The sequence below is a fragment of the Gracilibacillus salinarum genome, from assembly GCF_022919575.1.
In the GTDB taxonomy this organism is placed as follows: Bacteria; Bacillota; Bacilli; order Bacillales; family Amphibacillaceae; genus Gracilibacillus; species Gracilibacillus salinarum.
On sequence record NZ_CP095071.1, the window covers coordinates 3,872,171 to 3,896,668 of the forward strand.

Annotated in this window: 27 protein-coding genes; 13 read left to right on the forward strand and 14 right to left on the reverse strand. The window is 39.7% G+C overall.

Annotated features, from left to right (window positions below; translation table 11 throughout):
* Nucleotides 1-219: 219 nt before the first annotated feature.
* The 5 genes from MUN87_RS18155 to MUN87_RS18175 all read right to left on the reverse strand — a co-directional run bounded on the left by MUN87_RS18155 (nt 220) and on the right by MUN87_RS18175 (nt 3,666).
* Nucleotides 220-465: a YuzB family protein gene (locus tag MUN87_RS18155; protein WP_244742537.1), complete on the reverse strand. Its 246-nt coding sequence runs from the start codon at nt 463-465 to the stop codon at nt 220-222.
* A 119-nt stretch (nt 466-584) separates the two neighbouring features.
* Nucleotides 585-1,271, reverse strand: coding sequence for an LrgB family protein (locus MUN87_RS18160; protein ID WP_244742540.1), 687 nt, complete (start codon nt 1,269-1,271; stop codon nt 585-587).
* Nucleotides 1,264-1,632, reverse strand: coding sequence for a CidA/LrgA family protein (locus tag MUN87_RS18165; RefSeq protein WP_244742542.1), 369 nt, complete (start codon nt 1,630-1,632; stop codon nt 1,264-1,266). Before MUN87_RS18165 ends, MUN87_RS18160 begins: the two co-directional genes overlap by 8 nt.
* A 226-nt stretch (nt 1,633-1,858) precedes the next feature.
* Entirely contained in the window at nt 1,859-2,407 is a 549-nt protein-coding gene (locus tag MUN87_RS18170; protein ID WP_244742544.1) for a GNAT family N-acetyltransferase, read from the reverse strand.
* Nucleotides 2,408-2,766: 359 nt separating this feature from the next.
* On the reverse strand, nt 2,767-3,666 hold the full coding sequence (locus MUN87_RS18175; RefSeq protein WP_244742547.1) for a TIGR01777 family oxidoreductase: 900 nt from the start codon (nt 3,664-3,666) through the stop codon (nt 2,767-2,769).
* Between the two features lie 63 nt (nt 3,667-3,729).
* On the opposite strand from MUN87_RS18175, the gene recX reads away from it, so the two are divergent.
* A complete protein-coding gene (gene recX / locus MUN87_RS18180) occupies nt 3,730-4,554 on the forward strand; it encodes a recombination regulator RecX (RefSeq protein ID WP_244748009.1) in 825 nt (274 codons plus the stop codon).
* On the opposite strand, the gene MUN87_RS18185 is transcribed toward recX, so the two are convergent.
* Nucleotides 4,555-5,349, reverse strand: a complete 795-nt coding sequence (locus MUN87_RS18185) for an HAD family hydrolase (protein WP_244742549.1) — start codon at nt 5,347-5,349, stop codon at nt 4,555-4,557.
* Nucleotides 5,350-5,528: 179 nt separating this feature from the next.
* Between MUN87_RS18185 and MUN87_RS18190 the strand changes: the two genes are divergently transcribed.
* Both MUN87_RS18190 and MUN87_RS18195 read left to right on the forward strand, forming a co-directional pair.
* Entirely contained in the window at nt 5,529-5,858 is a 330-nt protein-coding gene (locus tag MUN87_RS18190) for a YfhH family protein (RefSeq protein WP_244742552.1), read from the forward strand.
* 17 nt (nt 5,859-5,875) lie between these two features.
* The gene (locus tag MUN87_RS18195; RefSeq protein WP_244742555.1) at nt 5,876-6,145 is read left to right on the forward strand and encodes a YfhJ family protein; all 270 of its coding nucleotides are present in this window, start codon (nt 5,876-5,878) and stop codon (nt 6,143-6,145) included.
* 37 nt (nt 6,146-6,182) lie between these two features.
* Here the strand turns inward: MUN87_RS18195 and MUN87_RS18200 are convergent, their stop codons facing one another.
* Nucleotides 6,183-7,166, reverse strand: a complete 984-nt coding sequence (locus tag MUN87_RS18200; protein WP_244742557.1) for a metal-dependent hydrolase — start codon at nt 7,164-7,166, stop codon at nt 6,183-6,185.
* Between the two features lie 39 nt (nt 7,167-7,205).
* Here MUN87_RS18200 and mutY point away from each other — a divergent pair, with 39 nt between their 5' ends.
* The 4 genes from mutY (at nt 7,206) to MUN87_RS18220 (ending at nt 11,276) form a co-directional block, all read left to right on the forward strand.
* Nucleotides 7,206-8,291 (forward strand): A/G-specific adenine glycosylase, encoded by a 1,086-nt coding sequence (gene mutY, locus MUN87_RS18205; protein ID WP_439649634.1) that lies wholly within the window; start codon nt 7,206-7,208, stop codon nt 8,289-8,291.
* A gap of 114 nt (nt 8,292-8,405) precedes the next feature.
* A complete protein-coding gene (locus MUN87_RS18210; protein ID WP_439649635.1) occupies nt 8,406-8,579 on the forward strand; it encodes a gamma-type small acid-soluble spore protein in 174 nt (57 codons plus the stop codon).
* Nucleotides 8,580-8,968: 389 nt separating this feature from the next.
* Nucleotides 8,969-9,499, forward strand: a complete 531-nt coding sequence (gene ntdP / locus MUN87_RS18215) for a nucleoside tri-diphosphate phosphatase (RefSeq protein ID WP_244742562.1) — start codon at nt 8,969-8,971, stop codon at nt 9,497-9,499.
* A 28-nt stretch (nt 9,500-9,527) separates the two neighbouring features.
* On the forward strand, nt 9,528-11,276 hold the full coding sequence (locus MUN87_RS18220) for an ABC transporter ATP-binding protein (protein WP_305037405.1): 1,749 nt from the start codon (nt 9,528-9,530) through the stop codon (nt 11,274-11,276).
* Between the two features lie 43 nt (nt 11,277-11,319).
* Here MUN87_RS18220 and MUN87_RS18225 read toward each other — a convergent pair whose 3' ends face one another.
* Nucleotides 11,320-12,417 (reverse strand): FUSC family protein, encoded by a 1,098-nt coding sequence (locus tag MUN87_RS18225; RefSeq protein WP_244742565.1) that lies wholly within the window; start codon nt 12,415-12,417, stop codon nt 11,320-11,322.
* Nucleotides 12,418-12,574: 157 nt separating this feature from the next.
* Between MUN87_RS18225 and bcbE the strand changes: the two genes are divergently transcribed.
* On the forward strand, nt 12,575-13,780 hold the full coding sequence (gene bcbE / locus MUN87_RS18230) for a bacillibactin exporter BcbE (protein WP_305037406.1): 1,206 nt from the start codon (nt 12,575-12,577) through the stop codon (nt 13,778-13,780).
* 642 nt (nt 13,781-14,422) lie between these two features.
* On the opposite strand, the gene MUN87_RS18235 is transcribed toward bcbE, so the two are convergent.
* From MUN87_RS18235 to MUN87_RS18255, 5 genes are all read right to left on the reverse strand, one after another.
* Nucleotides 14,423-15,715, reverse strand: coding sequence for a glutamate-1-semialdehyde 2,1-aminomutase (locus MUN87_RS18235; RefSeq protein WP_244742570.1), 1,293 nt, complete (start codon nt 15,713-15,715; stop codon nt 14,423-14,425).
* Between the two features lie 68 nt (nt 15,716-15,783).
* Nucleotides 15,784-17,691: an FtsX-like permease family protein gene (locus MUN87_RS18240; RefSeq protein ID WP_244742573.1), complete on the reverse strand. Its 1,908-nt coding sequence runs from the start codon at nt 17,689-17,691 to the stop codon at nt 15,784-15,786.
* Nucleotides 17,666-18,442 carry an ABC transporter ATP-binding protein gene (locus MUN87_RS18245; protein WP_244742575.1) on the reverse strand — a complete coding sequence of 259 codons (777 nt, stop codon included), beginning with the start codon at nt 18,440-18,442 and terminating at the stop codon, nt 17,666-17,668. The genes MUN87_RS18240 and MUN87_RS18245 overlap by 26 nt, the downstream gene beginning before the upstream one ends.
* 280 nt (nt 18,443-18,722) lie before the next feature.
* Nucleotides 18,723-19,727 (reverse strand): sensor histidine kinase, encoded by a 1,005-nt coding sequence (locus MUN87_RS18250; protein WP_244742577.1) that lies wholly within the window; start codon nt 19,725-19,727, stop codon nt 18,723-18,725.
* Nucleotides 19,724-20,425: a response regulator transcription factor gene (locus MUN87_RS18255; protein ID WP_244742579.1), complete on the reverse strand. Its 702-nt coding sequence runs from the start codon at nt 20,423-20,425 to the stop codon at nt 19,724-19,726. Before MUN87_RS18255 ends, MUN87_RS18250 begins: the two co-directional genes overlap by 4 nt.
* Nucleotides 20,426-20,493: 68 nt before the next feature.
* Between MUN87_RS18255 and MUN87_RS18260 the strand changes: the two genes are divergently transcribed.
* From MUN87_RS18260 to perR, 4 genes are all read left to right on the forward strand, one after another.
* Entirely contained in the window at nt 20,494-20,907 is a 414-nt protein-coding gene (locus tag MUN87_RS18260; protein ID WP_244742582.1) for a potassium channel family protein, read from the forward strand.
* A gap of 60 nt (nt 20,908-20,967) precedes the next feature.
* Entirely contained in the window at nt 20,968-21,435 is a 468-nt protein-coding gene (bcp, locus tag MUN87_RS18265; RefSeq protein ID WP_244742585.1) for a thioredoxin-dependent thiol peroxidase, read from the forward strand.
* A 69-nt stretch (nt 21,436-21,504) separates the two neighbouring features.
* Nucleotides 21,505-22,062, forward strand: coding sequence for a cob(I)yrinic acid a,c-diamide adenosyltransferase (locus MUN87_RS18270; protein WP_244742587.1), 558 nt, complete (start codon nt 21,505-21,507; stop codon nt 22,060-22,062).
* A gap of 170 nt (nt 22,063-22,232) precedes the next feature.
* Nucleotides 22,233-22,682, forward strand: a complete 450-nt coding sequence (perR, locus tag MUN87_RS18275; protein ID WP_244719920.1) for a peroxide-responsive transcriptional repressor PerR — start codon at nt 22,233-22,235, stop codon at nt 22,680-22,682.
* A 242-nt stretch (nt 22,683-22,924) separates the two neighbouring features.
* Here the strand turns inward: perR and MUN87_RS18280 are convergent, their stop codons facing one another.
* Nucleotides 22,925-23,281 carry a YgzB family protein gene (locus MUN87_RS18280; protein ID WP_244742589.1) on the reverse strand — a complete coding sequence of 119 codons (357 nt, stop codon included), beginning with the start codon at nt 23,279-23,281 and terminating at the stop codon, nt 22,925-22,927.
* A gap of 208 nt (nt 23,282-23,489) precedes the next feature.
* Here MUN87_RS18280 and MUN87_RS18285 point away from each other — a divergent pair, with 208 nt between their 5' ends.
* Complete coding sequence (locus MUN87_RS18285) at nt 23,490-24,362, forward strand: nucleotidyltransferase-like protein (protein WP_244742592.1); 873 nt, start codon at nt 23,490-23,492, stop codon at nt 24,360-24,362.
* Nucleotides 24,363-24,498: the final 136 nt, after the last annotated feature.

Below are 24,498 nucleotides of genomic sequence, written 5' to 3' on the forward strand. Positions count from 1 at the left end.
TGTAAAAGTGGATGATCAGGGACCCCATTCGATCAAAAACAAGAATCTGAAACAGAGTAATGAACGAAAGAGGATCACATTCGACCAAAAGCAAGAATCTGAAGCAAAGTTATGAACGAAAGCATGCCACATTCGAACAAAAGAGCATCCAAAAGACAGTACTGTAATCGAATAAGATCATAAAAAAGCTGGGATATACTGTCCCAGCCTTAAGTGGTATTATTCAAAAACAGCAAGCTCTTCTTCAATTGCTACGCGGATCTTATCCAACGTTTCCTCTGGGGTTTTACCATGGATTCTGCGGTTATTTACCAGTGTATATGGTTTGAGCCGGCACAAACCACAGAAGCTCAAGCAGTCGCTGATCAAGACGGCTACCTCAGGATATTCGGATTCGATCAATGTTTCTATATCAAATGTATTCATTAAATTACTATCACAAATTTCTACGACAACGATTCCCATACTATCACCTTCCATCTAAATCAGTCTTTTGTTACAACAGATTTACAGAGAATCATGTTATAAACTAACGCTTGAAACGTGCTTTGTCAATAGTTAAGCTTGGGCAAAAAGAGGCAACACTATACGAAAACTAAAAACAATGGTACTAGAAAGGAAACGAAAACAGCACTAATCGTCATGGACAATGCACTGACAGATCCCTCAAGCTCTCCTAATTCCAATGCTTTCGAGGTACCAATCGCATGAGAAGCTGTACCGATACCTATTCCTCTTGCTACCGGGTGGGTAACTCGGCAAATCTTCAAAATCAAAGGACCGAACATCGCACCACTGATACCGGCAATCATGACGAAAACAGCTGCCAAAGCTAAATTGCCATGAGCAGTTTCTGTAATACTCAGTGCAACAGGTGTGGTGACAGATTTAGCCGCCACTGTGTAAATAATGATATTTTCAAATCCGAGCAGTTTGACACCGATTATCCCGGTTAACACACCTACCACTGATCCAGCAAACACACCAGTCAGAATCGTTCGGGCATATCGTTTAATTAGCTCAAGCTGTCGATACAGCGGTAAAGCCAAGGCAACTACGACAGGTCCAAGAAACTGGTCAATCCATTTGCCGCCATTCCAATAATCGGAGTATGAAAAGTCTGTAGTTACTAATAAAAGGACAAAAAATACGGATGTCAAAAAGATTGGCAATGTAAACGGACTTGGAATTTTCTTATATACCAGTTTGGTGATCGCGAATACAAGTATCGTTGCCAGGAAAAAGCAAGCACCAGTTACCATATTATTCATTGGTATCAGCTTCTTTCTTTAAAAGTAACGAGGTGAAGAGACTGCTGATCGAAACCACTAAAAAAGTGCTAAGCATTATGAGCGGAATCAGCAGACTACCTTTTCCAGCAAAGAAGTGCAGATGTTCGACAACACCAACGGTTACAGGAACAAAAAAGATCGGCATATCTTTCATGATGAAGTCGATGCCGTCTTCGATCCAAGCTACTTTAATTAGTTTAGTTGTAAGCAGAACAAAAAAGAGCAGCATGCCGATGATGCTACCCGGGACAAAGAGTGAGAACTCCTCCTGGATCCATTCACCTATATAAGAAAAAATAAATAACACACTTATTTGTAATACAATTCGAATATACTTCATGTTACATCCTCCGCTATTTATCATACGCCTAACCGGAAGTAGTGCGCAACCCCTTTGTAGAGTATACACAGGTTTATCCACACAACAAAACTGTAAAACATAAATAAAATCAGACTTATACACAGTATCCACATTTTATCTCACGGAAACCATCTGTATAACTGCCCTTATCAAAACAAGATCCACAAGCCTTATGCACATTGTGCACAGGTTTGTGGATAACTGTTCATATGGCTTCTTCGTTTTCTTTGGCAGATTCTAAATGGGAGAAGTATGTTTCTTTTCTAATGACATATAAGTCATAAACAGGTTCTTCCTGATCACTGTTTATTTTTGCAAAAACCTCATCATATACTTCATTTCCATGCATGACATATGGAATCTTTAAGATCGCTTTTAACGAACGCGTATTGGTACGGCGGATCTTAATGAAAATAGCATCGATCGGATGATGGCAAAACAGTTCATTAAAGAATGCATCTTTAGCTAATTTGTTATAGCCTTTGCCGAAATAGGGCTGACCGATCCATGTAGCCAGAAATCCTGCATTATTTTCGATATCAAATAAATTAATGGTCCCGATTGGATTATAATATTCATCCATAATCGTACGTGAAATTAAATCACCGTTTTCTTCAGCCTCTATGGTTTGTTTCGTTAAAAAGTAAAATTCATCACTGGAATATGCTTTGTGTCGAACATATGGAAATACTTCAGGATGTGACATTAATTCGTATAGAACTGGTGCGTCCTGAACATCTCGTTTTTTGAGCATAAAAAACCCCTCCTTCATTACCTTGGAGGGTGGACAAAGAAGACAGAATTGTAGCGCATGATAGTGTCTTTACCACCCTCGAATTTTTATCAAAATTTAAACAAAAATTCGGGGTGGGAATCGAACCCACTAGAACCAGTTCTAACTGGTGGCGCACCATTTGCCTTCCCTATATAAACGTCGCAACAAAAATACTTGCTCATTTCTCTCCTTATATTACACAATAAAGCTAGTAATTGTAAATAGGTAAATGCAAAATAATACGAAAAAATATTGAGTAAAATGAAGGAATATTAAGAAAACTTCATTATTAATTAATGAAAACGTCATAAATGGATGAAAATGCCGATAAAACGCTGTTATTCATAGATTTCTTTCAAAGCTGTCTCGATGGTTGGGTAATGAAAGTCATAGCCAAAATCCAACGCCTTCTCTGGAATTACCTTCTGCCCATCGACTACGAGAATGCTCATATCTCCTAAAACAGTTTGCAATAAAAACTTTGGTGTCGGAAACCAATTTGGCCGACTTAACACGCTGGCGAGTGTTCGAGCTAATTGCTTATTCTGGACAGGCTGCGGTGCTGTTAAATGGAATGATTTATTTACTTTCTTATTGTCCATTGCGAAGCGAATTAAACCAACGACATCATCAATATGAATCCAGGAAACCCATTGCCTTCCGGAGCCGATTTTTCCTCCGATAAATAAGCGGAAGGGCATGGCCATTAATGGCAGGGCACCCTCTTTACCGAGAATGACGCCAAGTCTTGCGATCACTGTTCGTACACCATATGATCGTGCCTCAATTGCAGTTTGCTCCCAAGCTTGGGTAACTTCAGCCAAGAAATCGTGCCCTTTTTCTTCAGAGAATTCAGTAAAGGTTTGCTCTTGTGATGTGCCGAAATAGCCGACTGCTGAAGCATTAATAAGTACTTCTGGCTTTGTATTCATCTTCTTGATTAAATCGATTAACGCATACGTCGCATTAATTCTGCTTTGAAAGATTTTATCTTTTTTTGTTTTGGTCCAGTATCCGAACAAGGAATCTCCTGCAAGATTGACGATGACATCAATAGCAGGGAGCTGCTTTTCAGGTTGATATTCCTCATTCAGCCAGCCTACATAAGTTACCTTTTTCTGATTGTGATGTTGATCAGGATTTCTTGTTAATATATAAACATTATCTCCATTATTCGTCAAAGCACTTGTCAGATTTTTTCCTACATAACCTGATCCACCTGCTATAGCGATATTCATAAATGCTAACCCCCTGTTATAATTTGTAGAACAAATGTTTGTGTGATAGAATGGCATAAAGAGGTGATCATATTGCCCGAAATAGCTAAAATCACAACGCAAAAGAAAGCGAAGGACCGATATAATATTTTTCTTAAAGAACATGAGAAAGAATATTATGGATTTAGTGTAAATGAGGATTTGCTGATTACGTTCCATCTACATAAAGGACAGATGTTAACACCTGATATGATTACGCAAATCCAGGAAAAAGATTCTTCCTATAAGGCATATACCCTTTCTGTCAGGTATTTAAGTTACAGAATGCGATCTGAGCAAGAAATTATTGATTATCTGATTCGGAAAGAAGTTGATGAACAATACATCGGCGAGGTAACAACCCGTTTGAAACGGGAAGGACTAATTGATGATCTTGTTTTTGCTGAAGCATTGGTCAGGACACGTATGGAAACCTCGACGAAAGGTCCTCTCCTGGTGAAGAAAGAATTGGCAGACAAAGGTGTAAGTGCTGATCTAACAACACAAGCATTATCCCTTTATACGTTTGATAAGCAATTTAGCAAAGTAGAGAAATTAATAAATAAGAAATTGTCCGCATCAAGCAAAAAATCATATCAGCAACAGCTGGACAGCGCCAAACAAACAGCTATCCAGAAAGGCTTCGGTTTTGATGTAATTTCCGAGGTGATCGGCCAGATCAATTCAACTCGTGATGAAGAAGAGGAATACAATGCTATTGTATTTCAAGGTGAAAAGTTGGTGACAAAATTTCAAAAGAAAGAATCCGGTCAGGGATGGAAGCTTAAGGTAAAAGCAGCTCTCTTCCGAAAAGGATTCCCGGCGGATTTAATTGACCGCTTTTTAGATGAATATGCAGAAGAGCACTAATTATTTAGTGCTCACGTTTTGCTGGACATATGCAATTGCTTCATGAACATCTTCGACAACATGTGCTGCTTTATTTCGTACTGCTTCAGGAGCGGTACTCATCGCAAAGCTGTTCGGTGTCATCTCAAACATCGGAATATCATTAAAAGAATCTCCAATTACTGCAATTTCATCAGGTTTAATCGCCAGATAATCTGCTAATGCAAGTAATCCCACTGCTTTACTAACACCTTTCGGTACTATATCTACACAGCGCGGATCAGATAAATAACTCTCACAGACTGCATGAAACTTCTCATGAATATCCGCTTGAAATGCTACGATATCTTTTTGATCACCTAAAAGCATATATTTACTTGGTAAGAAATTTTCCTGGTATTCATTAGCAAAATCAACACCTTCGACGAGAGGAAAGTAAAGAATTTGTTCCATTGCCTCGATCTCGGGCGTTTTAATAGAGATGTATGCCTCATCGACAGTTGTAATACAAAATGGATTAGGGAATTGACTGATCGCGTGATGCAGGGCACTGCTAGTTTCAATATCAAATGTATTGGCTAGTATTTTTTCGTTGCTCTTCGTATCGACAAAGGCACCGTTTTGACTGATACGATGCGCATCAGTAGTGATTTCTTCACAAACTTTAAGAATATCACGGTCCATTCGTCCGGTAGCAATGGCGAAGTCAATGTTACTTTCTTTCAAAAGCTCGATTGCTGATATATCTTCCGTTTCGATACGATTACCATGTTTTAATAATGTTCCATCAAGATCAGTTGCAAATAATTTTATCAAACAGAACCATCCTTTTTATAAGATTGCTTCTAATCACAAAAACCCCATTGATTGAAGTCTCACTTTATTATACTAGTTAATGAAGTGGAACAACAATGAAATAAAATCAGTTTACGATCTTTTTACATTTTGCCAAGTAATGATAAAATAAAAGCATCATTACAGATGGTGGTGTAATAATGGAACGTAGATATAGCACATATACAGTTGAAGAATTACGAGCTGAAGTGGCACAATTAAAAGAACAATTACAGAAGGCAGAGCAGTGGGGGAATGTCAGTGAATATGAGATTCTCCAGCGAAAAATGCAAATGGCAGCTGCCTACCTGGTGAATCCGGCTGATTTTAGAAAAGGGGAGCGCTATGAATTAGCAGGCGATCCTGGACAAACTTTTGAAATCACGTATATAAATGGCGTATTTGCCTGGGGACATCGCATTAATCTGCTTGGTCAGAGATTTGAAACAGAGGAAGCTGTCCCGTTATCCATTCTAGGAGATAAGCAGTGAAAATTAGGAGGAATTAGATGCAGGAAGAAATAAAAAGACTTGCAGCTGAATTAAATGATGTGAATCCAACATTATCCATATTAGAAGCACGCAGCTGGGTAGAGCTATTGTGGGAGGATTTCGAAACAACCAGAGCGAGAGCAGGACGGGAATACGAAGGAGTAGAAGTGACGCAGAAAATCGTCAGACACTGGATTCAGCAATATGGTGATCGCTTAGATGATTTTATGTCACGCTATCCAAAATATCAGGAAATGATATATGGAGAGAATAATACAAAGCATTAAAATATGGCTCTGCCATCAAGGGCAGAGCCAATATATTTTAGACCATATCACCAAGATTCAATTTGTTTTGCAGTTTTTCCTCGGAAAATACCCAGCCTGTATAAGAATTCATGATCTTCATATTCTCATCAATCTGAACAACGGCGACGAATGGATAGTGTCCGTCTGAACGATAGCGAAGATCAACAAACCGTACTTCATTAAAATCATCATACATATTTATTTCCCAACGGTATATTGGTGAAAAGGATAGGAAGGCTGAAACATTTTTATCCTTTAACGCAAGATTCATTAATGGATCATCCGGAATTGGAATCTGGTAAAATTTATCGTCAATTTCAATATGACCTTCTTTGATATGTCCCACAAAAAAATGCTGGTCAGTTGTAAAACAAATTCGCCAAATATTTTGTTTCGTAGTTGGAGAAGTAGCGATTTGACCAACATGATCATAATGTTCGTGTATCATTTTGACGATCTCGCGCTTGTCGATATACCGTTTAATGTAATACAATACTATAATGATATAAATCATTGGCCACGTATAACCTGGATTTGCACTCAACAGCCATGCCACAATTCCGATCACATGCAGGCCGAAAATATAAGGGTCAAACGTACTGATAAAGCCGTATGCCACCCACCTTTTTGTAAATGGCCGATATGCTTGCGTCCCGTACGCATTAAAGACATCTACGAAGACATGGAGAATGACAGCTAAGAATGTCCAAAGCCATAAATGAAGAAAATGAACGTCAGGAACGAATAAATAAATAATCGATGCAATGGCAATCCCCCAGAAGCAAACAGCAGGAATAGAATGCGTGATGCCCCGATGGTTACGAATATATGCAGCATTATTCCGTAATTTCAGCACGGTATCGAAATCTGGTGCATGAGAACCGATGATGGTTCCCACCATGATAGCGGTAAATAATGTTGGATCTTGTTGTACGGCCGGATCCAGAGTTGCGAAACCGCCTAATGCAATTCCCATTGCAATGTGTGTGCCAGTATCCATCTGTAGCTGCCCCTTTCTAGTCTTAATCAATACTGTATTATGAAGGATGAGGAATGTTTGAATTATACATCTACTATAAATATACCCCAATTTCGGGAGGATCTAATCACATGGTTTGAGAAAGAACAGCGATCGTTACCATGGAGAGAAAATCGAGATCCTTATCGAGTATGGGTTTCTGAAATCATGTTACAACAAACGAAAGTTGATACCGTTATTCCCTATTTTAAAAATTTTATCGATCATTTTCCAACGTTAACGGCATTAGCAGATGCAAATGAGCAAGAAGTCTTAAAAGCCTGGGAAGGATTAGGCTATTATTCGCGTGCTCGTAATTTGCAAACGGCTGTTAAGGAAGTGGTCGAACATTATGATGCTAAGGTACCTGACGATCCGAAGCAGTTAGGTGATTTGAAAGGCGTAGGACCTTATACGAAAGGTGCTATTTTAAGTATAGCATATGGAGTTCCAGAACCTGCCGTTGATGGTAATGTCATGCGCGTACTGTCGAGAATTTTACTAATTGAAGAAGACATTGCCAAACCAAAAACAAGAAAAACATTTGAAGCAGCGGTTAGAGAGTTGATTTCAAGTGAGAATCCATCTGCTTTTAATCAAGGACTAATGGAATTAGGTGCGCTCATTTGTACACCGAAGAATCCAAGTTGTTTACTGTGTCCGGTCCAAGAGCATTGTATTGCTTTCCGTGACGGTGTGGAACAGTCTTTACCTATAAAGAAGAAAAAAACAAAGCAATCTTTCCATACTTATTTTGCGCTAGTAGTGGAGGATGATACCGGAAAATTTATCCTGGAGCAGCGACCTGATCAAGGATTATTGGCACAGCTTTGGCAATTTCCAATGGTGAAACCTGATGAGATCGGAGAGAATCACATAGCTGCTTATGTGGAAGAGAAATTTGATGTAAAAGTGTCTGATGTCAAGAAATTAGAGACGGTGAAGCATGTTTTCTCCCATTTAACTTGGTTTTTAGAAGTGCGCTATATGCGAGTAAAAGGTAACTTGCAAGCAGCCGATGATAATATGGTTCTGGTTACAGAAGAAGAAATGGCGCCATATCCACTACCGGTTTCTCATCAAAATATTTATAAACAATTGCCTTGATATATGCTTTTCGTTAAGAAAACTTCATAAAATTAACCTCCCACCGAAAAGTAGTAATTTTTTTGGATAAAAAAATTGATGCTGGGTAACTTAATAGTCGTGGAGGTGATATTGATGGCTAAACAAAACAAACAAAACAATCCAAGCAAAACAAATGCACAAGAAGTACAGCGTCAAAATCAACAGGCAGCACAAGGTCAAGGACAATATGGTACTGAGTTTGCAAGCGAAACAAATGCACAAGAAGTACGCAAACAAAACCAAAAGTCTCAAAACAAAAAGAAATAACAATAGCAATAATGAAAACCTGATTCCCGATGCGGGAATCAGGTTTTTTTAGTCAAGAAAGTATAGAAGTGAAGCCGTGCCCACAGAACGCGGAACATATTTCCGGAGCTTTGCTAAGCAGATAAAATATATCAAAATAACCATTATGTAATACACCCTTAGCATTACATAATCCATATTACAGGTAGTTGCCAGTAGTAAAAGCGGTCAAGAGAGCATAACGCAGAGAATACCTGGTTTTTCGCCAACGGGTTTAAGATCCCCCGCCTAGGATCATAATTGAGTAAAGACGAACGGTGACTTGTGATTATCGATTGTATTATTTTCAATTGCCTATAATTATCGTTATAATGATTAGTACCATGAAATAAAAAGAAAGGAAGATACGAATGGATGGCCTTGAACCAGGAAAAAATATACAAATTCAAAGCTATAAGCATAACGGTCAGCTCCATCGTGTCTGGGATACCACTACTGTATTAAAAGGGACGAGTAATCGGGTAATAGGAGCTAATGATAAAACGCTGGTGACCGAAAGTGATGGTCGAACATGGATAACCAGGGAACCAGCCATATGTTTCTTTCATGCTAAGTATTGGTTCAATGTCATCGGTATGTTACGTGACGACGGCATCCACTATTATTGCAATATAAGCTCTCCATTTGTCTTTGAAGACGGAGCAATCAAATATATTGATTATGATCTAGATGTCAAAGTGTTTCCAGATATGACTTATACCTTATTAGATGAAGATGAGTATGAAATTCACAAAGAACAAATGAATTATCCAGAAGTTTTGGACAAAATATTATGGAACAACGTCGACAATTTAATGAATTGGATCCGACAACGAAAAGGACCATTCTCACCAGAATTTGTCGATCAATGGTATGAATTCTACTTAACATATCGTTCGTAGTAATTCATGGAATTGGGGGTTTGCATCATTGGATAGTATAAAAAGATATATGCAATATGTCTTTCCGTATAAATGGAAGATATTAATAACGATACTGATAGGGATTGTGAAATTTGGAATCCCTCTTTTAATGCCTTTAATTGTTAAGTATGTAATTGATGATATTGTCGGAGCTGAGAATATGACGTCAGATGAAAAGCTGGCACAATTATTCTGGCTGATGGGAATAGCCGGTGTCCTCTTTATTGCCTTGAGACCACCAATTGAGTATTATCGACAGTATTTGGCACAATGGACAGGAAATAAAATTTTGTATGATATTCGCGAAAAGCTGTTTGATCACATTCAGCGGCTGAGTTTACAATTCTATTCACGCTCGAAAACTGGCGAAATTATTTCCAGGGTAATAAATGATGTCGAACAGACTAAAAACTTTGTCATGACAGGTCTTATGAATATTTGGCTGGATTTAATTACAATTGTTATTGCTATCATCATTATGTTATTTATGGATGTCTGGTTAACCATCGTATCGATCGCTTTATTCCCGCTGTACGCAATTTCAGTAAAGATTTTTTATGGGAAATTACGAGACTTGACCAGAAACAGGTCGCAGGCTCTAGCTCAGGTGCAGGGCCATTTACATGAACGTGTTCAAGGAATTCCAGTGACGCGGAGCTTTGCATTAGAAGATTATGAAGAAAAGGAATTCGAGAAAAAAAATCAGAACTTCTTGCAGCGTGCAATTGATCATACGTCATGGAATGCCAAAACATTTGCCGTTATGAACACAATAACGGACGTCGCACCATTACTAGTTATAGGTTTTGCAGGGTACTTCGCTATTACAGCCAATCTAACGGTAGGTACGATTGCTGCCTTTGTTGGTTATATGGACCGTGTGTACAGTCCGCTGCGCAGATTGATCAGTTCGTCGACTGTATTAGTTCAATCAATAGCGTCAATGGATCGTGTATTTGAATTAATCGATGAAAAATATGATATTAAAGATAAACCAAATGCAACGAAATTGGAGACAGTGGATGGTACTGTTGAATTTGATCGTGTGTCCTTCCGCTACGAGGAGGACGGAGATTTAGTCTTGAATGATATTTCGCTTCAGGTTAATCAGGGCGAGACCATCGCTTTAGTCGGCATGAGTGGTGGTGGAAAGTCGACCATCATCAGTTTGATCCCGCGTTTTTATGATGTCACAGGTGGACGGATTTTAGTGGATGGTCAGGATATTAGGGATGTTCAGGCTAGATCCTTACGGGATAACATCGGCATGGTACTGCAAGATAATATCTTATTCAGTGAATCGATTGAAATGAACATCCGTATGGGGAATCCAGAAGCAACCGATGAAGAAGTAGTAGCAGCTGCGATGGCGGCAAATGCACATGGGTTCATATCTGATTTATCAGATGGTTACAAAACCCTTGTAGGAGAACGAGGGGTGAAACTGTCTGGCGGTCAAAAACAGAGAATCGCGATTGCACGTGTTTTCTTAAAAAATCCTCCATTACTAATCTTGGATGAGGCAACTTCAGCACTTGATTTAGAAAGTGAACACTTGATCCAGGAAGCATTGGAAAAGCTAGCGTCGGACAGAACAACCTTTATCGTTGCACACCGCCTGTCGACTATTACTCATGCAGACAGAATCGTACTGATCGAAAACGGTGAAATTATCGAACAAGGGACCCATCAACAATTAATACAACAACAAGGTCATTATTACAAACTTTATCAGGTACAGGAATTGGATGTATGATGAAAAAAACCGCTGTTTAAAAGAACAGCGGTTTTTTTAGAAACTAGAACAAAGTAGGAATGATCCTTCTGTTTTTTCGTTTCTTTTTGAAATTGAAATCAAGATCATCGTGAAACTTTTGGTAACTATTTAGAATGCGTTGCAGGTGTAACGTTTCTTTGTGATATTCCATTAGTCTTGCTGCCAATGGCAATAAGGCCAGACGATCCTTGTCGTCTTTTTCATAGACATCGATTAATGTCTGGACAAGGTGAGAGATATCTGGATCGGTGATATCTTCTATAGAACGAGTTGGATCTTTTTTAATTTTTCCCATCGCACTTAGCAGCAGCCGTTCGTGGGAATAAATGATTTTATCTAATTCGTCGACCAGTACATTTTGAAACTCTTTTGGAATGTTTTCTACTTTATCATCATACTGATGGAAAGCTTCCAGTGTGGCCAACGAACGTTTGGATGTATTAATCATTTGACGAAAGATAATCAGCTTTCGCATTTTCGGTAAGCGTAATTTTTTTCGATAAATACGTTCCTCACTAAACAACAGGTAGGTATTATCGATAATTCTGACTTCTGCCTGAATTCGGTCAATCTCCGTTCTTAGTGCAGGATCATCTGATAAGTGACGGGTAGAAATACGAAGCCACTGTAAGATGTCCGAAGTAACTCGATCAATTGATTTAAATAATCGAAGTTCATATTTAGGTGGTAAAAACAGCATATTAATTAAAGATGCGGACAAAATCCCAATCAAAAGAGCGGAGAAACGAAATCCGGCAAATGTAATCAGCATCATTTCGGTTGTTTCCATAACCGCCAGAACAGCTAATATTGCTAATGTGATCGTGTTTTCCGTTAAGTGGAAATACATGCAGAGCCCGATAACGATAATAATTGTTAAACCAATCACAATCGGATCATTTCCAAAGCCAAATACGACGAGCGCCCCGAAACTTACCCCAAATAAATTAGCATAAATCTGTTCCAACATCGTTTGAAAGGAACGATGAATATTTGGCTGTACGGCAAAAGCTGCCGCAATTCCTGCGTAAGTAGCTGCTGCCAGTCCAAACATTTGGGCAATATATAGTGCTACTGTAATGGCGAATCCAGTTTTTAACATTCTTGCGCCTAACTTCATAATAAATCATCCTTACAACATAATGTCAATAATTCAAGTATAGCAGTTTGTCTAATACATGTGGTAGTGAACTAACAAAAAAAACCAAGCATGAAAAAAGAATCATCCGTGAACAATAAATATAGTAATATATATCCGCTGAATGGAAGGGAAAAACGTGAAAGATAAAAAATTAGATCTGATGGCTCTTGCGTCCATACCATTAGTCATGACATTAGGAAATTCTATGTTGATCCCGATTCTTCCAATAATCGAGAAGGAAATCGGTATCAGTGCTTTTCAATCCAGTTTAATTATTACGGTATATTCAATTGTAGCTATCCTTCTCATCCCAATTGCAGGATACTTGTCCGATAAAATCGGGAGAAAAAAAGTAATTGTACCAAGCTTGATCATTACTGGGATAGGTGGTTTGATCTCTGCTTTCGCAGCCTGGAAATTGGATAACCCGTTTATCATGATTTTAATAGGCAGATTTCTACAAGGTATCGGTGCTTCCGGTGCCTTTCCGGTGGTTATCCCAACTGTCGGTGATATGTTTGATGACGAATCAGACGTCAGCGCTGGTTTGGGTTTAATCGAAACCTCTAACACATTCGGAAAAGTATTAAGCCCTATTATCGGTGCGCTATTAGCTATGTTTATTTGGTTCCTGCCATTTTTATTCATCCCGATTTTTTCAGGTATCGCCGTTGTGTTAGTGCTATTCTTCGTTAAAGCGCCAAAAGATCAGAAGCAAAAGAAGAAGCAGACTTTTAAAAAATTTTTGCAGCTCATTAAACAAGTATTTCATGATAATGGAAAATGGCTTGTGAGCACTTTTTTAATTGGTTGTATTAATATGTTTATTTTGTTTGGCTTTTTATTTCATTTTTCGTCCTTGTTAGAGAAGCAATTTGATTTGGAGGGCGTAATCAAAGGCTTGGTCCTGGCGATCCCGTTATTATTTTTATGTATTGCATCGTATGCAGCAGGGAAGAAAATAGGGGAGAATAAAGTAATGATGAAGTGGGCGATATTAATTGGAAATGCAGTCGGTGGAATTCCGCTGATCTTCATTCAAACAGATGGCTCGTTGCTTTTTCTAACTGTTCTGCTTTCTGTTGCAGGAATTGGAATTGGTATTTCATTGCCAACACTCGATGCTTTGATAACGGAAGGTATTGAAAAAGATATTCGAGGAACCGTAACATCGCTTTATAGCAGTATGCGATTTCTCGGTGTGGCAGCAGGTCCACCAATTATCGCAATCTTCATCGAAAACAAAATCGATTGGATGTACTATTTACTGGCAGGATTAAGCGCCATCGCCATTCTGATTTGTTTCTTTGCGATTAAACCAGAAAAAGAAGAAGCGAAATAAGGTTCATGTGTTAGCTTAGCTTTGGAAAGAACATTCGCATGAAGATTGAAGAAGTTCAAGCGTTAGCGTAGTTAGAAGAAGAGCAAACGCCTGAAGATAGGAGAAGTTCAAGCGTTAGCGTAGTTAAAAGAAGAGCAAACGCCTGAAGATAGGAGAAGTTCAAGTGTTAGCGTAGTTAAAAGAAGGGCAAACGCCTGAAGATAGGAGAAGTTCAAGCGTTAGCGTAGTTAAAAGAAGAGCAAACGCCTGAAGATAGGAGAAGTTCAGGCGTTAGCACAGTTAAAAGAAGAGCAAACGCTTGAAGATAGGAGAAGTTCAAGCGTTAGCGTAGTTAGAAGAAGAGCAAACGCCTGAAGATAGGAGAAGTTCAAGCGTTAGCGCAGTTAAAAGAAGAATAAACGCCTGAAGATAAGAGAAGTTCAAGTGTTAGCGTAGTTAAAAGAAGAGCAAACGCCTGAAGATAGGAGAAGTTCAGGCGTTAGCACAGTTAAATAAGAGCAAACGCTTGAAGATGCAGAAACTTCAGACGTTTGCCAATTTGCAGGCACTCCTTCCGCATGAATTGCTCACTCAACCCCTAAGTTACACATATCCTATCAACAAAAAAAGGTTCCGATCATCATGATCGGAACCTTTTCATCTTTAAGAAGCCATTTCAGCAAAAGCTTTATCAATACAAGCGATGGTCTCTTTAATATCATCTTCAGTATGAGCAATAGTCAGGAACCATGCTTCATATTTGGATGGTGCTAGGTTAATACCTTGTTGCAGCATCAATTTGAAGAACTGTCCGAATTTTTCTCCGTCGGATGCTTCTGCTTGCGCGTAATTCGTAATCGTTTCTGAACCGAAATAGAGTGTTAATGCTCCTTTTAATCGATTCACAGTAATATCGATGCCGTGCTTTTCGGCAGCGTCGAGCATTCCTTTTTCCAACATTGCGCCTAACTGGTCTAATCGATCATAGAGACCAGCTTCTTCTAAAACCTCAAGACACGCAATTCCGGCGGACATGGAAGCTGGATTACCTGCCATCGTGCCGGCTTGGTAGGCTGGGCCGAGCGGGGCTACGGTTTCCATGATTTCCTGCTTGCCGCCATATGCTCCGATCGGCAGACCGCCTCCGATAATTTTGCCAAGTGCTGTCATGTCTGGTTCGACACCGACGATTTTTTGGGCAGAGCCGTATGTGAAGCGAAAAGCGGTAATTACTTCATCATAAATAACGAGTGCACCAGCGTCGTGAGTGAGATTATTGACCTGTTGCAAGAATCCTTCAACAGGTTCGACGATACCGAAGTTACCGACGATCGGTTCAACTAGGACGGCAGCTACTTCATCGCCCCAAGTATCAAGTGCTGCTTGAAATGCCTCGATATCATTGAATGGAACGGTAATTACTTCCTGGGCGGTTGCTTTTGTCACACCAGCAGAATCAGGGTTTCCTAAAGTGGCTGGACCAGAACCCGCCTGTACCAATACTGTGTCAAAATGACCGTGATAACAGCCGGCGAATTTGATCACTTTTTCGCGATTGGTATAAGCACGTGCCACACGAACGGTAGTCATGACCGCCTCTGTACCGGAATTAACAAAACGAACTTTTTCCATAGAAGGAATGGTTGCTTTTAATTTTTGGGCAAAAATATTTTCCAGCTTTGTTGGTGTACCGTAAAGTACGCCGTTCTCCGCTGCTTTTTTAATCGCCTCGGTAATATGCGGATGGGCATGGCCAGTAATGATCGGTCCATATGCGCCAAGAAAATCGATATACTTATTGCCATCAACATCCCAAAAATACGCGCCTTCACCTCGCTCCATATAGACCGGTGTACCACCACCAACGCCTTTATACGCACGAGATGGTGAATTGACACCACCGACAATATGCTGTTGTGCTTCTTTATGTAAAGCTTCTGATTGAGTAATTTTCATGAAAAAACCTCCAAGTAAGAAAATGCACTCTCTATTATAGCATTTTCTCACTTGGAGAGGAAAACAGCTTACATCACTTGTTTAATTTTGTTAATATATAAGCCCCTGACAAAGAAAAAGTAAATGACGTATATCAACAGATAGCAGGAGATTAACAAAACGCTCGGCAGAAGAATCGATGAATCGAGCATATTTTGCAATGCCCAAAATGCAAAGCCCGCATGGACAACAGCGAATACGAACGGTGTAAAAAATAGATAGCCTACTTGGCGAGTTGCCGATTGTTTCATTTCTTTGACGGTTAAGCCAATTCGATATAAGGATTGATAACGCTGGATATCCTTGTCAAGATCCTGATACAGCTTAAAGTAAAGGATCGAACCTGCTGCCAAAAAGAATAAGACACTGATAAACAATCCGAAAAACAGGGCATAGGAGAACGAGTTTCTGAACATCAAGTATTGATCAGCAGTAGCATGTGCGATTGTGATGTCAGAATTTGCGAGCGTAAGTTTTTCCTTTATTGTCTCGGCGTTACTTGTCCAATTGTCGATAAATAACGCCACATAACGGTATTGTTCATTTGGCTCTGCAACAGTTGCGAAATCGCTAAACGTATCGTCCGGTACAACAACCGTATAAGTCGTTTGAAAGTTTGGATTGAGAATCGAATTAGTTGCTGCTTTTGCCTGTAACGTTACCTTGTTCCCTTCCGATTCGAGGGTGAGTTGATCTTGCTTAAATGGTGCATACGCCGCCATGTAATGATACTGTAACAACAAGGACTCATCCTTCCCAAGTTCTGCGACAGCTTCCCCTTGCAGCTCGGCTAATGCGCGGTAATCGGAATAAGAAAGTAAGTCAACCCAGATCTGTTCTCCGTCAATCATCGTTTGTGCCTGGGTCCGATCGACGATCAGCTTCTGAAAAGAAATATCCTCTTGCTTCAGTCCATCTGTTACCTTGGCTACCTCTTGATCCATCTTTGCGATATTCTCTTCCCCTTTACTAAGGAAGGAAGCGTCCTGTGGTAAATAAGCCGATGCTTCTGTCTCTGCACTTTGGTAGATCCCATAGATCACGCCGCTTGCAGTGAATGCTACTGCGCTTAAAATCGTTACAAAAAATAAGAGACGGGCATGATCCTTTAATTTATAACCGAGATCCGATATCGTTAACAGATTTGTTTTTTTCAGATATAATGCTTTGTTTTTCTTCAGTAGGTGAATCAATAATACCGAGAACTGAGTATACAAGAGATATGTTCCAGGAACGATCAGTGCAAGAATGATAAGCATTCGTTTGAAGATCGTGATCAAGTTGGCTGTAGCTGCTAAATAATAAGCGACGAGGACCAATGCCAGACCAATAACTGATAAAATCCAAGAGAATTTCGGTGTTTTTTTCGGACCACGTGCTCCTTTGAAAAGACTGACAATCGAATTTAATCTCAATGTCCAAACGACGAGGATCGTATTGATCTCGAACATGACAAAATATCCAGCAACCGTAAGTGCAAGAGCCTTCCATGAGATCACAAACCCAAGTGATTCCTCTAAATCAAGCAAGTTAGAAAATCCCATAATGAAAATATTAGCAAAAAGCGTCCCGACGAGAAGCCCGGAAATGATAGAAACCAGACCGATAATCGTATTTTCTAATATTAATAAGCGGTTGAGCTGCCCTTTGCCGATGCCCAATGTCATTAAAATCGCATACTCATGCTTTCGCGATTTAATAAATGCCCCTGTCGAATAGAGAACGAACAAGAATGAAAAGGCAAAAATAATGATTTCCACTGCAGTGATGCCGCGCTGTACCGTTTGCCGAAATGAATGTCCTTCCATTTCCGGATGGAACATAATGACGGCATAAACGAAAAAGACTGCCACCGAGAACATACAGCTGAAGAAGTAGCTGAGATATTGGCGGAAGTTCCGTTTGACATTATTAAACGCGAATTTTCTGAAGGTCATCTGTATCTCCTCCTAGCATCGACTGCACATTTAAGATTTCCTGGAAAAAGGCTTGCCTGCTTTCTCCTTTGACCAGTTCGTTATAGATGCGTCCATCCTTGATAAACAGAATACGCTGGCAAAAACTTGCCGCATATGGATCATGCGTTACCATCAAAGTCGTCGCTTCTTTATGCTGATGCAATTGGGACAAGGCGTTCATCACTTGCTTTGATGATTTCGAATCAAGATTCCCAGTAGGTTCATCGGCAAAAATAATCGCTGGCTCATGAATAATCGCCCGTGCAATCGCCGCCCGCTGCATTTGCCCGCCGGATACTTCAAAACTGCGATTACGCAAAATCGAATCAATCCCCAATTGCTTGGCTACTTCTGCAAGCTTCTTTTCCATCTCTTTCACTTTCCAGCCATCCAGTGTAAGGGGAAGCATAATATTTTCTTCTATTGTTAATGTATCGAGTAAATTAAAATCCTGAAAAATAAATCCCATTTCTCTGCGTCTGAATTTTGCAAGCTTCGATTTATTTAAACGGTTGATTTCTTCCCCGTTGATCGTCAGTGTCCCGGCAGATAACCGGTCAATCGTGGACAGCATATTAAGCAGTGTCGTCTTTCCGCTTCCCGAAGGGCCCATCACGCCGACAAATTCTCCTTTTTCAATCGCAAGCGAGAGGTTATCAATTGCCTTATGCTCGACTCCGCGTTTACTGCCGTATATTTTTGATATATTACTAGCCTCTAATAAACTCATCGTACGCATCCTTTCTTTATTTGATGTAGCTTCATTATATCGATTCTGTGGTGAAGGACCTATTGATTATTCTTTCAATATAAAAAAGAAATCTTACATTTTTGTAAGATTTCTTTTAGGAAAGAGGATGGGGGATGAGAGAATGCTTCAATTGGACAAAAGTTCATGCTTTGGATCGTGAACTGTTCGATAGAAGAGCCCAATCGTCCAAAAGCTCAAGTCATGAAGCATCAACTGTCCAATAGCCCGCCATCCCCATTCAACTCCTTATTAAAAACTACTACCGCCCCTCATTAAACACGACAGAGATAGTCGTCCATTCCTGGATCACTGATTGAACCAGCAGCTTATGATCCAGCGCGTCACAAATCTGTTTCGCTAAATATAATCCCATCCCGGTCGATTCGCGGACATGTCTGCCATTTTCTCCGGTGAAAAAAGGATCAAAAACACGAGTGAGATCCTGCTTGGCAATCCCGATACCATGATCCTGAACGGCTAACACAATCTGATCATTCTCTATACGCGTTCGAAAAAGAATGGTGTCATTGCTATGCTGCGAATATTTAATCGCATTACTTGTGACCTGCTCGAGGACAAAGCCGAGCCACTTCTGGTCCGAATAGACAGTAAGTGACGGGTCCATATCAATCTTTGGATAGACACGATGCCGGATGAAGCTTGACTTGTATTCCTGAATGATACTCCGCACCAGCTCAGCTAACACGATTTTTTCAACATGAAAATCACGTTCAAACTGCTGGAGTCGTGATTGGTACAAAGCGAGTTGGAGGCCGTGCTTGATCCTGTCTAATTCTTCATCAAGATTCTGCTTCAAGGCAGGTGGCAAATGGGTCTCTTCCTTGTCGATCGTTAACCGCATCACTGATAAAGGCGTCTTCATTTGATGAATCCATTGCTGCATAAACAGTGTTTCCTGTTTTTTCTCATGATGGAATCTTTCAAGCTCTTGCTTGTAGTAATCATATTGCTTCTCGTAATGCTCCTTTAATTGAGTGGTCAGCTGATCTGGCGTATCCGGAAGCCAAGCGGTTTCTGACGCATCACTGGCCGCATAACGATATATGTCCCGAAACCTAAAGTAACGGTACAAATGATAGACGATTTGGAAAAATGTCACGATCAACAGCATATAACCGTACGTGCTCGCACCGATTTCTCCTCCAGATAAGGAGCTGCCGAGTTCCGCAATCACCATGACAATCCCAATCTGACTGTAAAAAAAGATAACAGCACCGATCTGATCTTTTATATAGGCGATCATTGCAAGGTCTCCCACACGTTCACTAGTTTATAACCAGCACCGCGGATCGTGATTAAGGCAGCTTCAATACCGATATCCGCCAGCTTCTTCCGCAATCTCGTGATATTGACACTAAGTGTATTATCATCAACAAAGTCCTGGTCATCCCATAGGCGCTCCAACAAATATTCACGGGAGAGTACTTTTTCGATGTTCGTGAGTAACGCTTGAGCCAGCAGAAATTCCTTTTTTGTTAGTTGGATGTGCCGGGATCGAAAAGTAAGGACAAAGGAAGACGTATCAAGCTGCAGACCGCTGATGTCCATAATCGGATTTTCTTTCTGATTGCGGTATTCACCATAGACACGGCGCATCAAACTTTTGATCTTGGCCAATACTACTTCGAGCTGGAAAGGCTTCGTAATGTAATCATCGGCGCCATTTTCGATTGCCATAACCTGATCCATGCCGCTGTCACGAGCAGAGATAAAAATGATCGGACAGTTACTCAGTGCCCGTATTTTTCTGCACCAGTAAAAACCATCGAACCGTGGCAGGTTAATATCTAATAAGACAAGATGCGGATCTTCACCTTTAAATTCCTGATCAATTCGATCAAAGTCTTTAACAGTTGCAACATCATAATCGTATTTATGTAAAAAATCAGCGAGAATATCACAAATTTTCCGATCATCTTCCACTATATAAATTCGCCGCATTCGTCATCACTCCTATTTTTCCATCGTATACTAAAAAAAGGGAAAAATAAAATAGGAGGGGGATTAAGATGATCGGTTTCGTATCGATATTGCTGATCGTGGTTTTATTAATTGGCAGCTTATATGCGTTTATATTTGGAAAAGCCCATCAACGCAGTTATTTTTCCTATGAAATGTTTTATACGTTGCTTGCTGTTTATTTTACGGTACTGACTTCATTCGCGTGTTTATATTTTGTCCTATCGTTTCAAGGAGTGTTGTTATTGGATGATGGCAGGCTGGATCAATTACCACCACTCGAAACATTGGCACATTCGTTCTATTTCAGTGGGGTCACATTAATGACAGTCGGTTATGGCGATATTACACCGATTGGATGGGGAAGGTTACTAGCACTGATCGAATCGCTGATCGGTTACATCTTACCTCCGGCATTTTTTCTGAAAATATGGCAAGGAAATGATAAAAGAGATGTGTATTAGTTGAGTGTTATGCTATTTTCAGATACGCTAGCAGTAAGAAATGATTGTGGAGGTGTCTACATGACAGTTGAAGTAGGACAAGCAGTAGAGAATTTTGCACTAACAAATAATAAAGGTGAAAAAGTAAACCTATCCGATTACAAAGGCAAACATGTTGTACTTTATTTCTATCCAAAAGACGATACACCAGGATGTACGACAGAAGCTTGTGATTTCCGCGATAATTATGAAAGCTTCCAAGACTTAGACGCAGTTATTCTTGGTATTAGCCCGGATTCAGAAGAAAGTCACAAGAAATTCATTGATAAACATGAATTACCGTTTGAATTGCTAGTCGATGAGGACAAGGAAGTTGCTGAACAATTTGGCGTATGGCAATTGAAGAAGAAATTCGGCAATGAATATATGGGAATTGTTCGTTCGACTTTCATCATTGATAAAGAAGGTGTCCTTCGACAAGAGTTCCGTAATGTACAAGTAAAAGGACATGTCGAAAAAGCGTTAAATTATATTCGCGAAGAATTATAAAATAACTTAGAAAGTGTAAGCATGTGCAGTGCTTACACTTTTTTACACGACAAAAAGGTGGTAGGGACGATGCGAATTTATACCAGGTCCGGTGACAAAGGGCAAACCTCCCTGATCTATGGCAAGCGGGTGCCGAAAAATCATCTGCGAGTCGAAGCGTATGGCACGTGTGATGAAGTCAATGCTGTCATTGGCCAGGCGATTAGCTTAATTGAAGCAATCGATTTTAAAAATAGGCAAAGAATGCTGCATGAACTGGATCATGTTCAGACGATTTTATTCCATGTTGGTTCAGAATTAGCAACAACCAAGGATAAAGAGGTAACCTGGCAACTGCAAGCACGCCATATTACACAATTAGAAGAACAAATCGACAGCTGGCAGGAAGAGCTGCCAGAATTACGTAACTTTATTTTACCCTCGGGGCATCAGGCGGCAAGCTCTTTGCATCACGCACGAACGGTTGCAAGACGAGCGGAGAGGCTGGCAGTTGGTCTGCAGGAGGAGTTAACCGATTCGTTAGCTATTACGTATTTGAATCGGCTATCGGATTATCTCTTTGTCGTGGCGCGCTCTGTCAATAATTTCATGGGTGTTGAAGAAAAGCCGTTAAAAGCGGATGTCTAGCATAATTTTGCTGTGAGCACGTATACTTATATTGACAGAACATGTACTTAAGGAGTACACTAATTATAAGAATTATAAAGTGATAATTGTGTTAATACTGGTACTGTTTTAAATTAGTGCTAATTTTTGGCACAAATAACTTTTACTAATTATGTAGGAAAGTGAGGTGCATGGCGGTGTCTGAACATATGCTACAAGAAGCAGTAGAAAAACTGAAATCATCAGGCGTTCGTATTACACCACAGCGTCATGCGGTGTTGGAATTCTTACTGAATGCTGAGACTCACCCTACTGCTGATGATATTTATAAAGCGTTAGAAGGAAAGTTTCCGAATATGAGTGTGGCAACTGTATATAACAATTTACGTGTTTTCCGTGAAATCGGGTTAGTACGTGAATTGCCATATGGTGATTCTTCTAGTCGTTTTGACGTTAATACATCCAAGCATTATCACATCATTTGTGAGAGCTGCGGCAAGATTGTGGACTTCCACTACCCAAGTCTTGATGAGGTAGAGTCATTAGCAGAGCAAATCACAGGGTTTGATGTAAGCCATCACCGAATGGAAGTATACGGTGTTTGCCAGGAATGCAAAAAAGAAAAGAAACAAATCGTTTAATGTTCAAACACACGGTCTAAGCTGCCGTGTGTTTTTTTGTGCGATAAGAGCTGAGGATAAGAAAATATACAATGACTGTTATTGAGGATTAAATAAAAGAAAATGGCGTCCTTATAATAATGCAGATCATGTAATGCTCAGTTTTGTACCGATTGTGAAATATCTAGATTGAGAAATGCATTATATAATCCGTATTACAGGGGTTTGTTATATAAAAATATAAAGAAACGCCGCTGAATAGGTTAGCGGCGTTTCTTCTTATTGTAGCTTTCATCGAATTCTTTACCTTCAAGATCCTTGTCCATTGTTAGTGGTTGTCTGCAATGCATACAGGCATCGACACGTCCGAGCATTTTCGTCGGTTTCTCACAGCTTGGACAAATAATCTGGACAGCCCTTGTAGAAAGAAGACCGATCCAGAAATATACGACCGAACTGAAGACGACGGATAACGTCCCGAGAATCATGAACACAAGCATCAGCCACTGAATATCTTTAAACAATAGTCCAACGTACATAATAATGAAACCAATGAACACAAGAGACAATGCGAAGGTTCGAATTCTATTTATTTTATTTTTATAGGTGATTTCAGCCATTAGCCTTCCCCCAAATATATTATGTCGATTGTAGTATAGCATAATTAATAAGAAAATGCTTGCAACCGGTTAACGAATATTGAATAATAGATGTTTATCCTTCACAAAAAAGGGTAATAAGATATGAATTTATAAAAATTTCTTGAATTTGAAGGGATTCGGCATTTTTTATCGAAATATATTATGTATGAGTAAAGGGGGAGACTCAATGGAAGATATGTTACGCCCGATTTATCAGGAAAGGGCAAGTAACCGTAATACTCTGGGCATTCTGATCATGGAGAAAAAGAAAACGATTAGTCCGGAGACTGATAATTTTGATTCGATATTGTTAGTGGTGGTACAGGATTTAGAAGAACAATGGATCGTAAAGCATTATGAGTTCAAGGAGCAATCAGCAGCACTTCATGTCATTGACAGGGATCTATTAGAGGAATGGATTGAAACTAGTTCCTATCGAAGAGCGGTGGAATGGGTGATTGACGGAAAGGTTATTTTTGACCGCAATGAGTATGTAGCTAATTTAAAAGAAACATTGCGTGTATTTCCTCATGAACAAAGGAAGTTACGATTAGCTATCGAATTTTCGAAACTGACAAGAAGCTATAGTGAAGCACGTAATTTGTATGAATCGGGTAATTTTCTTGATGCATATAGCAGATTGTTAAGGTCGTTACATTACTTAGGGCGAATTGCTATATTGGAGAAAGGTTATCATCCTGAAGTGATGGTATGGCATCAGGTGAAACGAATTGATCCCGAAATATATAAGCTATATGAAGAATTAGTGAGAAGTACAGAAGAAACACAGAAACGTGTAGAATTAATGATGATTGCCATAGACTTTGCCTTGAACAAACGCACAGAACAATGTGCAGAGCATTTACTCGAAGTCATGCAGACGAAGGATACGCCGTGGGGATTTGGAGAGCTTAAGACACATCCCAATGTAGAACCGTATACGTATGATCTGGTAAGTGCGATTGAATATTTAGTTGGAAAGAATGTCATTGAAGTTGTTCTGGAAGAGACAAAGAGTAAAACCATTCGACATCGTAAATATCGAGTATCTCAAGGGTAAAAGCCTTATGCTTTTGCTTTTTTTGTATGATAGGAATGAATAAGAAACATTACAGCACTCCGTGTGTTTGCAATTCTACTATAAGAATATATAGGAATCTGGGAAAGTGATGCACACATTTAAATGGGCAGCATAT